Here is a 17,317-nt window from a genome sequence, read left to right on the forward strand (position 1 = left end):
AGCTTTTTTAAATCAAAACCGGTAGATCGTTGTTTCCATTAAATACTTTAAAAAGACCTCTATATAAAAAACAATGACTAAATCCGCAATTGTTTTCACCCAGCAAAACGATGGCAGCGCTGCCGGAAAAGAGCTTGGAGAAAAGATCATCGAAAAACTTGTTGACAAAACACCAAACGTGGTGATCGTTTTCGCTTCCTCCGTGTATGATTACGCGGCGCTACTCCGTACGATAAAGGAAACCTGCATCCCGGGAATTCTGGTGGGCAGTTCTTCGGCCGGTGAATTTACTTCAAATGATTTCGGCACTGATTCCGCTTGTGCAATAGCCTTGTATTCTACTGAGTTGCAATTCAGGGCCGGCATTGGACAAGCCATAACTGCGAGCCGTGAAAAAGTAGCTGATGAGTTGTTAAACGTCTTATCTCCTGGTCACGACTACCAATATCAATATTATTCTGCAATGGTATTTGCCGACGCGTTATCGGGGTTTACCGATGAACTGATAGAGTTGTTAACTGAAAAAACGACGGGAAAATACCAGTTTTTTGGCGGCGGCGCGGGCGATAACGCAAATTTTCAAAAGACGCACGTATTTTACGACACGGAAGCTTACACTGATGCTGCAGTTATATTAGAAATATTGTCAAACAAGCCTATTGGTGTTGGCGCTGCCCATGGCTGGAAGCCTGTTGGTTCCAGGATGCGTGTGACAGAAACCGATGGAATGAAACTCGTTAGTTTAAACGGTCGTTCTGCCGTGGAATTATTTAAAGACCATGCAGAGACCACCGGGCAAAATTTCAATGCTGATGAGCCTATTTCTTTTTTCCTGCATAATATTATTGGGATCGAGGTTGCCGGTGATTATAAACTTAGGGTGCCATTAGCGGTTCTTCCCGATGGTTCCGTTGCCATGGCAAGCGATATCCCAAACGGCGCCTATGTTAGTTTTATGGCGACAGATAACGATTGTTCAAAACAAGCGGCGGTCGAAGCAGCCGCGGGCGCGATAAAACAACTCGGCGATCATAAGCCAAACGTAGCCTTGTTTTTTGACTGTGTAGCCACAAGGCTTCGAATGGGAAAAGAATTTGATTTCGAACTGGAAAAAGTCAATGAGACGCTTCAAGGGGCAAATTATGCAGGCTGCAATACCTATGGGCAAGTGGCAAGGGTAAACGGGCAATTTAGCGGATTTCAGAATTGCACCGCTGTGGTTTGCGTAATTCCCGATTAAATGTTGTCATCACTTGTCGCAGGCTTAAATGACCCGACCAACCGGTTCCAGGCAGCAAACAAGTTAGCGCACTTTTTGGGTTGCGCGCATTTATTTGTATTTATTGTCGATCGTGAAATCGGGATACTGCTGCCTGCGCCCGGTTTTCCCCAAACATTACCCACTGGAAAATTTTGGCTTGACTTCACTTCAGGATGTTCTAAAAACGGGCACCATCAGGGCTTGTTACCTTTCCCTGAAGCTAACACGTTACAAAACTCCATAGGTTTTCTGGGCCCGGAACAGTCTGTAATTGTTTTCCTGGGCGGAACACCATCAGACGAGCAAATCAGACCATTGATAGAAATTTTGCCTATCCTAATAAATTTATTTACCAGGGAGCTGGTTGAATTCAGTACGCAAGCCCGCATTGACTTTGCTGATAAGGCAGTAACCAAAGCGGAAAAATTAGCGGCGACCATTGATATTATGAGGTTGCATTTGAAAGATGCACTCATTGAACAAAAAAAAGACAAAAAGGCAATCGAAGAATTAATGCAAAAGAAGGATGAGTTTATGAATGTCGCCAGCCACGAACTCAAAACGCCCATTACTACTACCAAAGCATATCTCCAGATCCTTCAAAAAATGATTCCTCCGCAGGAAAACTCATCCGCCGGAGATTTTATTCTTAAAGCCAATAAACAGTTAGGCAAACTAACCTCCCTAATTGAAGACTTGCTTGACGTAAGTAAGATCCATGCTGGTCAAATGGTCTACCATTATGCGGAGATCGATTTAAAAAATCTCATCGAAGAGGTAGTAGCGCAAGTACAGGTTACCACACAAACTCATCAAATTATTATAGCCCATAATGTTTCGGCTAAAATAAATGGCGAGCAGCACCGTCTGGAACAGGTTATCAATAACTTTTTATCCAACTCTATCAAATACTCGCCGGGAGCCGAAAAGGTCATCATCAGAAGCGATATAACCGATCAGACCGTTAAGCTTTCGGTCAGGGATTTTGGTATCGGTATACCATTCGAACAGCAGCAGTACGTATTTGACAGGTTTTATCGGGTACAGGAATCGTCAAAAAAATTTTCAGGCCTGGGTTTAGGGCTTTACATCTCAGCGGAGATCATTAAACGGCATGGTGGGACCGTAGGGGTAAACAGCGATGCCTCCGGGTCAGAGTTCTACTTTATATTACCATTAGTAACTCCTAAGGAGATTGATTAAGATTTCGTCGAGGGGGTTAATGAACAATCTCTACTGTCTGCCCTTAACTGCGATAACTGGCATTTAGCGGAGGAATATCCAAGCTTTTGCGTGAAAAAGACTGCTCAAACTCAAATTCAACTACTAAAGGGGAAGCAATCCCATCAGGAGGCGCTTTAAGGCAGAATTATTCACTTTTTGGGGTTGCCATATAAGGCGAATTACAATTCGATGCGATCGGTTATTTTGAATGAATGTACCTTGGCAACCGGTTTTTGAAAAGGAAGTTTGGCAGATCGTTGACGAGTTACAGAATAGTGTACGGTCGCTAATTTAGGATTAGTTAAAAAGCTCCTGCCCATCCGTATAATAGGTCGTGCGACCTCCGATCTTTTCCGATTTGATCACTTCGCCCTTCGCCGTCAGTTTAAGCTTAGCGCTGTGTATCTCCATAAAATCCTTTAATTCACCTTTTACGGTACCATGCAGTGCCCTGGGTGGTAAAACCCCCATTAACCTGGCTGATAGCATCGGGGCTAAAAGGCGACTATGTCCCAGGCACGTCTTCAATGCTCCAATCGTGAGGCAGGTCCACCGTACGCCATTTCGAATCATCCGTTTTTACTTCCCCGGCACCCGGCATGCCACCTAAATGAAACTTCCAACCTGCATCAAAGTCAACTGTGCCGCTCTTATTTGCCTGCGCCCCGGCCCGGCCTGTTGCTAACCCGGCAATTGTTAAGGCGATCAGAATTTTCTTCTTCATACAGCAGACAGGTTACTTAAATTCATAAATAATTTACTCACCGCCAATTTTATTAATGTCAAACATCCAAGCCAGTAAAGGCTCCAGCCACTTTGAATAAGGGCCTTTATTGACCTTATTAACACCGAAACCGTGGCCTACACCAGCGTATATATGGAGTTCTGCCGGTACATTAACCTCTTTGAATTTCAAGTAAAGTTTAGGCATGCCGGTTGAAATACTTTCCATGTCCTTAAAGCCACCAACAATAAACGCTGGTGCAGATGATTTGGAAAGCGTAATATCATTTACCCAGGCCGGATATACCAACACTTGAAAATTTGGCTTGCTGCTAACGGTCTCCACAGGGTCGGCAGCTTTAATATCGCCGCTATCAGCTTGTAAATCTGTTAGTGCGGCAACCTGTCCGCCGGCAGAAAAGCCCATTATACCAATTTTTTGGGGGTCAATTTTCCATTTTGATGCCCGGCTTCTGACTAACCTTACTGCTCTCAGCATGTCTTTTACAGAATGGCCCTCTACCGTGTAGGTTGAATTTTTATCACGTGCCAGGCGGTATTTCAAAATAAATACCGTTATGCCATGATCTGCCAATTCCTGGGCGATATTGTATCCCTCATGGTCCATCCAAAGTTCTCTATGAGCGCCTCCGGGTGCTATAACAATTGAAATACCTGTGGCTTTTCCCGCTTTTGGGAAATAAGGAGTAATAGACGGTTCATGAACATTGGACACGACTTGCTCTCCACCTCCCGGGTCTATACGTATAATCTCTTCTCCGCCGTTTGGATTTGATCCCGGTGCGCCATTGGGCCACAATTTAATTGGGGGCTGGCGCTGCGCCTGAACAGTGATGACAGTTATCAGGCTCAATAGCAGAACTAAAGAATATCTTTTATAAATCATGCTTTCTACTTATTTAAATATTTTCTGGGTAAAATAATGAAGATCATTTCTCCATACATACATTGAATGTCCCCCATCCATCTCGCTGAACTCTGACTCAATGCCATATTTTGTAAAAACAGCTCTTGTTTGAGGAGTAAATCTTACAGCCAGGTCTGATTGTCCGCCTGTTGTAAATTTGAAATATTTTATATTCGCTTTTAAGACCGGGGCTACTGCTTTCACCCGCTCATCGAATTTTGTAAGTGCGTCCGGGCCTCTTGAAAACCAGCCGGAACTCATAACGCCGACATATGAAAACATGCCGGGATAATCCAGAAGTGTTTCCAGCGTTTCAAACCCGCCCATAGAAAGCCCTGCTATAGCCCGGTGCCTGGTATCTGCCTGTACACGGAAATTCGCTTCGATATATGGTACAATATTGCTTCCCAGATCATGCGCAAAAGTTTCAACTGGGATACTGCCGTCCGGCATAACAACAATCATTGGAACAATCTTTTTTTCAGCAAATAAATTATCGAGTATCCATCCTGCCTTTCCCTGCAGCGGCCAATTGGTATCATTATCACCTGCACCGTGCATTAAATACAGTACCGGAAGTTTTTTTCCGTTCGAAATATACCCTGGCGGCGTCCAAACATACATTCGCCGGGTTGTTTTTGTAGCGGCAGATTCATAATATACAATGGACAAAAGGCCATGCGGAACGGCTTTCCTTTGCCAGAACAGGGTGTCGCCTTTGGGTACAAGATCTACCGTCGGGCGAAAATCCGCCACCATCGGATTTTTCGGATCGTTTACTTTCATGCCATCCACGGTGAAGTAGTAGCGATAGGCACTTGGATCAATATGCGGGGCTGTCACCATGGTCCATACGCCGTTTTCGGCACGGTCAATCTTTACCGCTTTGAGGTCGCCGCTTAATTCAACAGACTTCGCATTCGGCGCATATAGCCTTAATGTTGCACTTTGGTCATCATTTACCTCAAATGACACTAAATCATCATTAGGGGTAGCAATCCTGGGCGGACGAGCCGGAGGGTTTTGTGCATACGCATGGGAAAGGCAAAAAAAGCAAAGTAACGCCACAAAAAGATGGCGCAAATTCGCAGGGGCCTTTAAAGAATTGGCTGGCATAGGCTGCACCGTAATTGAGTAAATCCTACTGGTAAACTTGGTTTGTTTCATAAATTTAGATTGATAAGTTGATTCAGAGATGTTTCGGTTTAAAGCAGGCAAAAATTTATTGATGGATGGTTTTAACTACATTACATTCAGGCAATAAGATAAAAATAATCGCTTTTCAGGGTTCCGTTTGAACTACCCATTAACCGGTTATTTCCCGAAGAGTTGATATGCTTTGCTGAGGAAAGAAGGATACAACACGTCATCATGTTTAGGCATATTGATGTAAAACAATACGATCATGTTGTTCTCCGGGTCAATGACATATTGGGTACCGTACGCACCACCCCAGGCATACGCCGTGTTAGACACTTCAGGGATTGTTTTTCTGTTTTGGTTATACAATTCAAATCCAAGACCGAAACGAAAATTTTTACCACCGGCATTTACTTCAGGCAAGCGGTTAACTTTTGTCATCAAGTCAATGGTCTCGGGTTTTAAGATTCTTCTACCGTTAAATTCTCCCCTGTTCAGCAGCATCTGGCAGAATTTAGCATAATCCTCAATCGGGCCATTCAGTCCCAGGCCTCCTTCGGCATAAGTCCGATTTTTACTTATTGCTCCTTCGCTGAACATATTTGATGCGGGTTCCAGTTTTCCATTAACGGCATTATAGGCTTTAACAAAACGAGGCAGTGCTGCAGGCTCATAATACCAGTCCGTATTTTTCATGCCAAGCGGTTCCAGTACGCTTTCTCTTACGTACTGGCGTAAAGGCTGGCCCGAAATTATTTCAACCATATAAGCCAGCATATTGCTGCTAATATGGTAGCTGTACTCGCTTCCGGGATCAAAACCGAGCGGATATTTTGCCAAATCTTCCATTGCATCTTTAAGATACTTCCAATTGCCCGTGCCGCCACTGCGCTGGCCTGGAGTTATGCTTTTTGCGGTGTCTCCATTTGCTTTTCGGATAGAATCGGCTCTTAGCCTTTCAGTACGGCGGTTGCTGGCAACAATACCAGCGTTCAATCCCGAAGAGTGGCACATTAGATCTATAAACGTCATTGGCCTCGCCACAGGACGGGTTTCATAAGTGCCATCGCTACGGACAGCTATAGCCACCCTATCAGGAATTTGAGGAAAATATTTCGAGACAGGATCATCAATCTTTACTAATCCTTTCTCAACAAGTGTCATAAAGGCAACCGTAACTATTGCTTTTGTTTGTGAGAATAAAATATAATAATCATCTGCTGAAGCCGGAACCTTGTTCTCTACATCCTTCATCCCGAATGCTTTTTTATATACCACATTACCGCCTTTGGCAACAAAGCCAACAACGCTGCTTACCTTATTTTGATCAACAAAAGACTGCAGCAGAGAATCTATACCAGCAATTTTTCTATTACTGGTACCCTCTTTCTTTAAATCAGCTTGATATTTGAATTGTTGTGGTGCAGTTTTAATTTGTGCCAAACAAACTGACGTGGAAAATACGCCAGCGATAAAGAGTACAACGAAATTGCTTTTTTTCATTTTGTTATTATTTTGGATTATAAATTCTTGAGCGAAATCTTAGACGGTGACTTTTTATAGCTGAAAAGTTATTTCTTATATAAAGGTGATATACTGGTGAACGTAGCTGGTTCAGGTACTTCTGCATTAACCTTGTTAATAAGCACGTTGTCGAAAAGAGCGGTATTTATCAGTTTAGGATCAGTACCAGTCATTAAACCGGCCAAACCTTTAGTGTAAACATTGTTCTTTTATGAATCCGCGTTTATTATTTTTTTACTGCGCTTTTTTATTGTGTTTAGATATAACCTGTCTCCCATTTTTTATGAATAGGCGAATTATATATTTTTTCAACTCTTCAATCATTTCTGAATCTTTTTATACATTGGTTTAATATTTTTTGAAAAAACAGTAGGAGTTGGAAGTTTCGCTCCAGGCGCATTGATTAAAAGATTATCAAAGTATGGTGTACTCAGTTTCGTTTCTCCGCCTAATGCTAACAATCCGGCCATTCCGTGTGAATAAAGCGTGTCTGTTACATTTAATACTGGCTTGCCATCTACTATTGCAGTTATTGCAAATCCTTTAAAACGAAGTTTCAAATTGTGCCATGTGTCTGGTAAAACGTCAGCAACTTTTACAACTCCAAGAATCTTTTCTCCTCCCTCGCTGTAATCCTTACCCTCTTTAATGAGTGCTTGCTGTTCGGCATCGCCCACAAGTCTATTCTTTTCCCTTTTGCCACGACTTACTACCAAACGGCACTGGCCATCACTTCCGAGTTGCAGGAAATATCCTTTTGGAATGGTCCCATAGCCGGAGCCGACATCATTGACGCGACCCATTACCGCCGCTGTATCGCCTTGGTTCAAATATACATTTGCTCCAATTTCGTAGTCCTGCCATTTATCATCTCCTAAAATCGTGTAAGTCTGCCAATCAGGTGCCCAGGAAATCGGCCGCACTGGAACTACCTGACGCAGGCACTTTCCTTTGTTATCGGGACGCTCTGCTAACTCGAAAGCTCCGTAAATATCAGCAGTATAATGTGGCAAATACCCATATTGCTTAGGTGAGGCATATTCATCGAACGTTTCATAATATGGGAACGGGAATTTTTTTTCTACCGGTATTTGTGCAAATGATCCCTTCTGCTGGCCTGTAGTTGTAGATATAGAATAAATAGATTTAGGGTCAAGGGTAATGGCATAAGTATTGTTTTTAGGTGTAATATCAGCCAGCCGTACAAACTGTTCGTTTTCATTACTGCGCCAAACGCAAAGCTTACCATTAGATAACGCCCCGCTTATGTTAAATGTAGCGGTTTGTGTGGCTTTAGCATTTTGGGTTTCAAAAATTACGCTGTAATCTTTTTTCGGCGATTTAAGTGTAACATAGGTGCCACCACCATCTAACTTGCCACTCGCCCCATTTAAATACTGCCAGCCAATTTTAGCGAATTGCCCATAATGTGCATATCCCCACAAAGCCTCACGAGTTCTGTAAAATCCACTCCAGGGCGAGTTGGCTATCATAGCTGCTGGTGTTTCAGCATAAGGTTCAGTCGGATAAACAGAACCTACCAGGTACCAGTTCACGATTTTAGTTACGCCGCTAATGATAAAGTTTTCATTAAAAGATTTCACCAGGGTTATCTCACAATCGAAACCTTCTTTATAAGTATGTTCTTCTGTATTCCAGATTGGTTTGTTCAGCCTTTCGCTTAATTTTTTCACCTCTTCAGGCGTCGCTACTTCAGACATGGTATGGTTGCCTATAATAGATACGGCATTGCGTAGTTCAACATCAGTGTCCAATTCTTTTACCCAGTCAAACTTGTCCTTTCCCCAGTTGTCAAAGGCATGTATTTTAACATTCTGCAGTCCGCTCGCGTCAAGCGTTTTCCTGAATTTTTTAACAAAGTCGATACTAACCCCTTTTTCATTACGGCAGCCTATGGCATCAAGCGTTAAGCCGTAAACTGATTTTAGCCCTTGTATCCATTTTACATAATAGTCTGCCATATCCTGCGACCAAAAGACGCCATTGCCAACCCAGCCGGGGCTGCCCCAGGCATTGGCATCAAGTGTTATTTCTTTATTTCTTTTTTTTGCTTCACTCATTAGCCACCATTCATACCCTCGACTATAGTTCAAGTCGTCCCTGGTGTGCATATGGCTTAGTTCAGAACCCTGAGTAGAATTTCCGTCCCCTGGAACTTCAACCATTAGTGCATTCATAGATGCACCAAACTTGGGTTTAAACAGCAGGTCTAATATCTGGTTGCGCTGTACTTCGGGATAGTCTTTGAGCAATACTGAGGTAGCCCCTCCGCCGCTAACGGCACCTACACCATCAAATCTTTTACCGCCAGCGTTGCCGTTTAAATTTATGGTTTGGGCATTGGCATTAATTGTCAATAAGCTTAATGTAAGGTATAATGCCGCCAACAACATTTTGGAGCCGAATTCATGTAATTGTTTTTTTAACTGCATAATTGTTTATTGTAATAGTTGGTAAATTGTAAAGATTTTGACTGGGAAACTTGGGAATCTTAAATACAATAAAATATTACGATTCCTTCATCGGCAGACCTTTGGTATCTCGTATATTTTACTCACCTTCTTTTTAGCAGCAATAACACTACATCATGGGCAGGAATGGCTGTGGTAAAGACGGATTTAGTAGTACCTGCTCCCGTTTTTCCCCAAACATCGCGAAGGCGGTACACCTCTGCATTGAAGTCAGCAGTACGTTTAAAAAAGCTGTCATTCAAAGGATTCTTCGCCCAATTATAGGCAACATTCTGAGCGTTATCACTTCGGTTCAAAAAGCAGACTGCCCAACTACCGTTACTTAGCGGTTTAACCCACGTTTCGAGGCCATTTTCGCTCGAGTTACGGTAGGCAGCAATGCCGAGGGCATCCTGGTTTATGGCTATTACATCTTTATTAGTTAATATACTTTGGGTCGGCGCACTCATTTTGCGCAGATCATTACCGGCAACAAGCGGCGCCGATAACATACACCACATCGTGAAATGTGCCTTGTCTTCGGCAAAGCTCATACCGTTGCCTACCTCCAGCATATCCGGGTCGTTCCAGTGGTTGGGGCCGTTATATTGCCTGATGGCGGGTTGTTTATCTACAATGGTTAAAACGCTTAAAGCCGTCCATGTACCCATGTGTTTATCTTTATCAAAATTGGCGGTAATATCACCGGTAGCCCTGTATATTTCGCCAACACCATTGGCCCAAAGCCATGGCTGGTGGTTACCCCATTCACACAAACTAAACAAAATAGGCCTGCCTGTTGCCTGCAAAGCGCGAGCCATGGTTATATAAGCTTCGCGCGCATTCAGGCTATCGGTGTTACACCAGTCATACTTTAACAAATCTACCCCCCATGAGGCATACAGGCGGGCATCCTCATACTCATGGCCGCGGGTGCCAGGGTAACCCGCACAGGTTTTATCGCCCGCGCAGTTATAAATGCCAAATTTTAAACCTTTACTGTGCACATAGTCGGCAAACGCTTTCATACCCGACGGAAATTTTTTAGGGTCGGCTACCAACTGGCCATTCTGGTCGCGATCCATTGACATCCAGCCATCGTCTAACGTAAAATACTTGTATCCTGCATCGCGCATGCCGGATGATACGTAGGTATCTACCATATCGCGCAAAAGCTTTTCATCTATTCGGGTTTGAAAAGTGTTCCAGCTGTTCCAACCCATGGGTGGCGTTGGTGCAAGGTTGGTGATTTTAGCATTTGCTGATCTTTGGGTCTGTACCGGCGCTTCATTTTGTGCTAAGACAACATTGATTGAGAGAAGGCCAATTAAACCGGTAAGTGTAATATGATTGTAAATAGATTTCATAAGCTGAGGCAGCGATTAATTAATATTATTTGATTTTTGATAGTATTTCAAGAGAGAACATATCTATTTTAGTTTTGCTGAAATGATAAATTTTTTAAAAAGAATTGCAGCATTTTGTTTTTAAATCTATCCGCAACATGGCTGGTGTGAGTACCCTTATAGATTTCGAAGGAATGTTTTATGTTGTAAGCGTCTAATTCTGTATCCAGCGATCTGATGCTTTCAGCTATACCCTTGTCCTTGTCACCGGCATCAAAGCCGATAGCTGTTAGCTTTTTAATATTATAGACGTATTGATCTAAATTGTTTAATGGCCGGTTTGCCTCCCACTTTTGTAAGATTTGTGGCTGAAGTTTTCCATTTTTTACCGGCAAGTCAATGTAAAACGGTGGGTTAGCGGGGTTGGGCGACCATGCTGCAGCTGAAGCAAAAAGTGCTTTGGTGAAAAAATCCGCCTTTTGTAGTTCTGCTATTGTCTTAATGCTGTCTGCACGTAAAAATCCTGGTGGTATAGCTTCAGTTGACATTGGAGAAGAAACAAGGCAACATGGACTCAACAAGTAAACTGTTGAAAATACCTCAGGATTTTTTTCTCCTATTCGCAGAGCACCGTAACCACCCATGGAGTGACCGCATAAGCCACGGCTTTCTTTTTTCGATATTGTTCTGTAATGATTGTCTATGTAAGCCACCAATTCTTTGGCGACAAAATCCTCCCAATTTCCCGTCGTAATTGAATTAGAATACATACTTCCCTGGAAACGTGTGTAAGCATCGGGTGTAACCACAATCATCTCGCCCTTAGTATTTTGCGCAAACATTGTATCCAAGATGGGTGGCAATGACATCCAGTGTTTTTTAAAACCATAAAACTTTGCATCGTCGTCAGTATAGCCATGAAGAAAATAAACCACCGGATAACGCCTTTTTGGATTAGTATTATAACTGGCGGGTAAATAAATGGAGACATAGCGATCGGGGCTGTCGCCGCTAAGGTTGCCCTCGAGCAATTTACCGTGGACTTTTATTCGTACAACAGTTCCTTTGACCCTATCTTTCTGCTGTGCAAAGTTTTGTGAAAAAGAACTTAACAGTAAAAATATAGCAAGAATACAATGAGTTGTGTGTTTTTTCATATAGAGGTTGTTGAATAATACTGAAAACTCCAATACTAACTTTATTTATAAATACACTTTGGTTAGTGCCAAAAGTGTTATTTGCAATACTCCCGGTGCAATTCCAAATTACACCTGAATAAGCTTTATTTGAATATTTTTTGGGTAAACTCATAAAGATTTTGCCTCCATACATACATGCTATGCCCGCCTTCCCTTTTCGATAAGTCAGATTTGATGCCATACTTGTCAAACACCGCTTTAGTCAGGTCATTGTTCTTATCAGCAATGTCAGATACGCCACCTGTTGTGAAAATAAAGTATTTAACCGTTTTGTTCAAAGTTGGAGCAGCGGCTTTTACAAGCGCGTCGTACTTTTCATAAGTTCCCGGCTTGTTACCAAACCAGCCCGAACTCATCACATTCACATAGGCAAATTTATCCGGGAATTTAAGCAGTGTTTCGAGGGTTTCTATTCCGCCCATGGAAAGTCCCGCGAGCGCACGGTGCGGCGTATCATGCCATACTCTGAAGTTAGCTTCCACGTAAGGAATGATATTATTCCCCAAGTCACTGGCAAAGGTTTCGACAGGAATACTTCCGTCAGGCATGACTACCACCATTGGAACAATTTTGCCCTCTGCAGATAGGTTGTCAAGAATCCAACCCGCTTTTCCCTGCCCTGGCCAGTTAGTATCGTTATCACCGCCGCCATGTAACAGGTATAGAACCGGCATTTTATTGTTGCTTGCAAAATAACCGGGAGGTGTCCAAACGAACATGCGACGAGTGGAATTAGTGGCTTTTGAATAGTAATAAACAATTGATAATAATCCATGTGGCACATCTTTTTGCTGCCAGAAAAGCGTTTGATCCTTGGGCACTATATCAACCATTGGCCTAAAGTCGGCTACCATTGGGTTTTTAGGGTCATTCACCTTCACCCCATCCACTATAAAAAAATAACGGTAAACGCTTTGGTTAAGGTGTGGAGCGGTGGTCATCGTCCACAAACCCTCAGACGAATGTTCCGTTTTTTCAGCCTTAACGTCGCCTTCTAATGCTACCGTTTTGGCGTCGGGTGCTAAAAGCCGGAATGTGGCACTACTGTCTGCATTAACTTCAAACGGGATATAATTTGTTGTTGGGGTTTGGGCATACATCGTAAGCGCGATGCCATGAAAAAACACAAGTAAGGTAAAACGTTTCATTATTTTGAAATTTTTTAGTATAATTCAGTTTGGCGCAGCGCGTGTTCTACTATTAGGTCCAGATTATCAATGATAAAAGTTGAGATTTATAGCTACTTTTCGGCAATCACTTTACTGTAATGTATGATTACAGCTTTGCCAGGAATTCATTTAAAACTTGCACAGTACGCGCCAGCTTGTCGTGATGCAGATTGTGCGCCGCGCCGTCAATGTGCACAAGCTTTCCGTTTTGCATTACGCGGGCTGCATCCTCGTTTACTTTGCGCGCCTCGGGGGGTGCATCTGCTTTAAGGATGAGTGCCGGCACCTTAATTTTTGAAAGCGCATCTGCGGAGTTCATCGTGCCTATCATTGCGTCCGCTTGTTCGGGGGTGTAAGGCCCATGGTATTGCTTTTTTGAGACAGCCCAATAATAAACATCCACGCTGTCCCATAGTGGATTTTGACGATGGCCTGCTGACACGAGGTCTTCAAACCGGGTATTATTACCGGCCACCAACGAATCCGGGCTTTTGAACATGCCTGGTCGGCGGGCTGGTGCTGGTTTACCTGATGCCAAAGCGGTTGACGGATTGTTTCGATTGGTAGTGGCACTTTGTGCAGCCGGCCCGAATGGACGATTCCCTACAAAAGGATCGAGCATGATAATGGCTTTAGCTAAATCGGGATATGCTGCGCCTATCCGCATTACCGTGGCAGCTCCCATTGAGTGGCCCATTAGGATTGGTTTCTCAAATTTCATTACCCGTACAAAATCAACTACATCTTTGATCATTGTATCTCCGTTATCTGAAGGCGTGAACGGATCAGACAAACCATGCCCTCGTGTATCAATCATATAAATATCGTAAGCGTCCTGTAGTTTCAGGGTCAATGTAGTCCAGCTGAGCCCGATATCGGTATAACCGTGCACCATTACCATTACAGGTTTGCCGTGTGCGGGTTTGGCATGGTAATAATGCATACGCATACCATTTACATAAGCATAAGAATCCATCCAATCAGCAGGGAATTTTACTGACTGAGCATTTACAACTAAGGTTGGCAAAAGCATTAGTAGCACCAATATTTGTAAATGCAGTTTTATGGAGAGCCTACTTGATTTCCTGTTGTTTTTCGTTTGTACTGACATTAATTTGGTTGATAAGTTTTATTTATTTTCAAATTTAAAAATTGACTTTTTGCCTTGATCTTCCGTAAAATCAAACATCCTTTAATGTGCGGTTAAAGGTATTGTGGGGAAAAACAAGGTCGGCTTCCGCCTCGCATCTTGAAAGCGGACAACATGCATAGAAATTGTCAGGATCATTAGAATATTGCAATTTTAATTGGCACGTTTTGACGATGTTGTCTAAAACTCACGAAAGATACGTGGTCATAATTTATGAAGGCTTCCCGCTTGTATCATAAGTTGTCCAAAACGTCTCATTTTTTCAGAAAGTGCATAAAGTGGCTGATAAATGTAAGTGAGTTGTGCGGTTCGGGGAAATGCACATCGCATTTTGTGTATTAGCTCGCTTATCAGGTCTGTTAAACTTGATTAGGCGATTACAGTTATCAGGGTACTGAAATATACGGCCTGATAGCATCAGCCCAAACCTGGTAGCCTTTGTCTGTTGGATGGACATAATCAAGCATCATTCCGGGCAAAAAAGTCCTGTCTGCTGCAAGCAAATTTGGGCCAATATCAACCAGGGTAACTTTATTGTCTTTTGTAAATACCTCAAGCTGACGATTGACCTCATTGATGACTGTGCGGAGCGGATTTAACGGGCCTTTGCCTCTCGGAAATATCGCCATTACAATGATCTTCGCTTGCGGTACCTTTGACCTCACCCTTAAACAAACCTCACGTATACCCTCAACAATTTCTGTAGCTGTGTTATTCCTGGCATTGTTTGTCTGGGTGGTGTTGTTTGTACCTATATCAATTACTACCACGCGGGGTTGTAGTCCGTCCAGTTCACCATGATCAAGCCGCCACAGCACATTTTGGGTGCGGTCCCAGCCAAAGCCCAGGTTAAGTACCCGGTAAGGCCCAAATACACTGGCCCATGAAGTCGGACCGTTCGGTTCCCTCAAGTTACCATCAGCATATTTCAATTGTGGTAGGCCTCCCCAAAAATGAGTGATCGAGTTACCGATGAGCACCACTTCGGGGTTAATAGAATCTTTAACCCTAAGCACCTCTGCATGGCGGTCCCACCAATTGTAACTGTCATTCTCCAGTTTGGATACTGGTATGATGGCTGTGTTACTTACCGTATCATTATCTAACGACTTGTCGCCCATTAACTCAGACATTAGCGGTTCCATTGCACGTGCCCATAATTTTGCACCGGCCGGGCTTGGATGAAGGTAATCGGGCATCAGATTATGATTGATGGAACCATCAAAATTGAGAAACACGTGGTTTACATCGCAATAAAATATATGCTTTCCATCGGCAAGCTTTGACACGATATCAGAAGCCCGCTCTAATATGGCCCGGTGCGATGTAGGGTTTGGACCATCGTAGCTACCGGGGAAACAACGCAGTATCATAATTTTTGTATCCGGCAGCTTTTGCCGGATGGTATTTACAATAGCTGCTATGCCACCAGCCAGTTGCCCCGCAGTATGGCGTATGGGATAATGTTTCTCGTCGATATTATTAGTCCCTATCTCCAGCACCAGCACTTTGGGCGACTGTCCATCGAGTTCGCCATGCTGAATATTCCATAGAATTTGTTCGGTACGGTAGCCCCCGAAGCCGAGGTTGATGGCTTTGCGCGGAGCGAAAAATTGATTCCAGACAGGCCGGTACTCGGAGTGCTCGAAATTATTGGTTATGGAATTGCCCAGCATAATGAGGTCGAACTTTTCTTTGGCAACAGCCTCCAGCTTTTCGGCGTGGCGTTTTTTAGACCAGCCCTCAACTGGAACAGCGGCAGGGTTTGGGCCAGCATTTTTAACTAAGGGATCTGATAAAAGGAAATCCATAAGTACACCCGGTAACTGAAGGCCGTCCGCTAAAGGATCGCTATCATATTGTGAAACATAGGTGCTATCTGGCAGGAGCTTAAAAGTTTCCTGGCCATCATAACCCTTCCAGGTTTTGGCGTATTCATCGCTGCTTTTTATCCAGTCTTTATTGTCATTTGATGAAAAGCTAACAAATAACCTGGCTTTGGGCGTCACCGGCGGCATCACTGCCGGGAAAACTGTACCCGTGGATGTTTCATCAAGATATTGGGGTGAAATGAGCACCACGTCGTCGGGTTGCTCACCATCGTTAAGCTTTTGCACCGTACGTGCGGCGAGGTGACCGCCGGAGGAAATACCTATGATATCCAGACGGCGACCACGCAAACCAAAATTCGTCCGGTTTGACTTCAGCAGCCTGAATGCTTTTAAAGCGTCCAAAAGCGCTGAATCGCGAACCGCAAGAGTTTTACCGACATGGTACTCTAACAAAGCGACATCAAAATTTTGTTGGTTGAGGAAAGCAGCGGCTTTTTGGCCTTCATTTTTCATCCTGATGGTTTCATACCCCCCGCCGGGAATTAAAAGTATGGTTCCTTTTGGCGATGCCGATCTTGTCCGCAAAAGTAACAGTAAGGGCTTATCCACGTTATGCAGGTTGCCATTGTTTGCCAGCCGGTTTGCCTTACCCAGGCGCTGCCCATCAAGGGATAGGTAAGCCACGCGGGATATTTCCCTATCGTTAACGCTCACCTGCGCGTTCCCTGTTATAGAAAATAAGAGAAACAAAACAACTAGTATTAGATTTAGGTTCAATATTTTGCTATTCATGGAATTACTTTGGCTTAGAGTTAAAGTATAAGTGTCGTAAATTAATTATCAACTACCTTGCGTTAATTGTCTACTTGCCTCATTTACTGCTGCATACTCACAAGTATTAGCTGTCCGTTTGTTAAAGTCAACATTTTTAACATACAGTTTAAGGTGATGTGTAAAAAACAATGCCGGCTTCTGGCTCGCATCTTGAAAGCAAACAACAGGCATGGACATTGTCAGGATATAAAATAACTCATATTTATAATTGGCACGTTTGGAAGATGCAGATCTTTCTGGTTTGACAAAATCAGACTGCCCGGATTAAACCCGGCAAGGGTTTATCAGGTTGTCTAAAACGGTCTAAAGATATATGGTAATAGTTTACTAGTGCTTCCCGCTTGTATCATAAGTTGTCCAAAACGTCTCATTTTTTTTAAAAGTAGCATACTGTATGTTATGGAGATGTTGACCACCTGATTCCGGGCCAAACTGACCAGGCAATTAGCTGACGTGGGGCGTGCAGCAAACGCTATAAAAGCGTGTACAAAAATAGTTATTTAAAAGGTATTTTCA

At 43.3% G+C, this 17,317-nt stretch carries 13 protein-coding genes; 2 read left to right on the forward strand and 11 right to left on the reverse strand.

Features of this window, described 5'->3' with window-relative positions:
* Nucleotides 1-73: 73 nt before the first annotated feature.
* Together ABIX36_RS23295 and ABIX36_RS23300 are read left to right on the forward strand one after the other, a co-directional pair.
* A complete protein-coding gene (locus tag ABIX36_RS23295; RefSeq protein ID WP_348084566.1) occupies nt 74-1,240 on the forward strand; it encodes an FIST N-terminal domain-containing protein in 1,167 nt (388 codons plus the stop codon).
* Nucleotides 1,241-2,464, forward strand: coding sequence for a HAMP domain-containing sensor histidine kinase (locus tag ABIX36_RS23300; RefSeq protein WP_348084567.1), 1,224 nt, complete (start codon nt 1,241-1,243; stop codon nt 2,462-2,464). It abuts the gene before it with no gap.
* A 318-nt stretch (nt 2,465-2,782) separates the two neighbouring features.
* Here the strand turns inward: ABIX36_RS23300 and ABIX36_RS23305 are convergent, their stop codons facing one another.
* The 11 genes from ABIX36_RS23305 to ABIX36_RS23355 form a co-directional block, all read right to left on the reverse strand.
* Nucleotides 2,783-2,974: a hypothetical protein gene (locus ABIX36_RS23305; protein ID WP_348084568.1), complete on the reverse strand. Its 192-nt coding sequence runs from the start codon at nt 2,972-2,974 to the stop codon at nt 2,783-2,785.
* 16 nt (nt 2,975-2,990) lie between these two features.
* Nucleotides 2,991-3,209, reverse strand: coding sequence for a hypothetical protein (locus ABIX36_RS23310; RefSeq protein WP_348084569.1), 219 nt, complete (start codon nt 3,207-3,209; stop codon nt 2,991-2,993).
* 33 nt (nt 3,210-3,242) lie between these two features.
* On the reverse strand, nt 3,243-4,115 hold the full coding sequence (locus tag ABIX36_RS23315) for an alpha/beta hydrolase (protein ID WP_348084570.1): 873 nt from the start codon (nt 4,113-4,115) through the stop codon (nt 3,243-3,245).
* Nucleotides 4,116-4,124: 9 nt separating this feature from the next.
* Entirely contained in the window at nt 4,125-5,303 is a 1,179-nt protein-coding gene (locus tag ABIX36_RS23320) for an alpha/beta hydrolase-fold protein (RefSeq protein WP_348084571.1), read from the reverse strand.
* Between the two features lie 147 nt (nt 5,304-5,450).
* Nucleotides 5,451-6,779: a serine hydrolase domain-containing protein gene (locus ABIX36_RS23325; RefSeq protein WP_348084572.1), complete on the reverse strand. Its 1,329-nt coding sequence runs from the start codon at nt 6,777-6,779 to the stop codon at nt 5,451-5,453.
* 341 nt (nt 6,780-7,120) lie between these two features.
* On the reverse strand, nt 7,121-9,253 hold the full coding sequence (locus tag ABIX36_RS23330) for a hypothetical protein (protein WP_348084573.1): 2,133 nt from the start codon (nt 9,251-9,253) through the stop codon (nt 7,121-7,123).
* A gap of 122 nt (nt 9,254-9,375) precedes the next feature.
* Nucleotides 9,376-10,638: a glycoside hydrolase family 27 protein gene (locus ABIX36_RS23335; protein ID WP_348084574.1), complete on the reverse strand. Its 1,263-nt coding sequence runs from the start codon at nt 10,636-10,638 to the stop codon at nt 9,376-9,378.
* 68 nt (nt 10,639-10,706) lie between these two features.
* Nucleotides 10,707-11,774: an alpha/beta hydrolase-fold protein gene (locus ABIX36_RS23340; RefSeq protein ID WP_348084575.1), complete on the reverse strand. Its 1,068-nt coding sequence runs from the start codon at nt 11,772-11,774 to the stop codon at nt 10,707-10,709.
* A 125-nt stretch (nt 11,775-11,899) separates the two neighbouring features.
* A complete protein-coding gene (locus tag ABIX36_RS23345; protein ID WP_348084576.1) occupies nt 11,900-12,964 on the reverse strand; it encodes an alpha/beta hydrolase-fold protein in 1,065 nt (354 codons plus the stop codon).
* Between the two features lie 127 nt (nt 12,965-13,091).
* Nucleotides 13,092-14,096: an alpha/beta hydrolase gene (locus ABIX36_RS23350; protein WP_348084577.1), complete on the reverse strand. Its 1,005-nt coding sequence runs from the start codon at nt 14,094-14,096 to the stop codon at nt 13,092-13,094.
* 425 nt (nt 14,097-14,521) lie between these two features.
* On the reverse strand, nt 14,522-16,717 hold the full coding sequence (locus tag ABIX36_RS23355) for a GDSL-type esterase/lipase family protein (RefSeq protein WP_348084578.1): 2,196 nt from the start codon (nt 16,715-16,717) through the stop codon (nt 14,522-14,524).
* Between the last annotated feature and the right edge of the window lie 600 nt (nt 16,718-17,317).

It is taken from the genome of Mucilaginibacter sp. (assembly GCF_039925265.1).
GTDB lineage: Bacteria > Bacteroidota > Bacteroidia > Sphingobacteriales > Sphingobacteriaceae > Mucilaginibacter.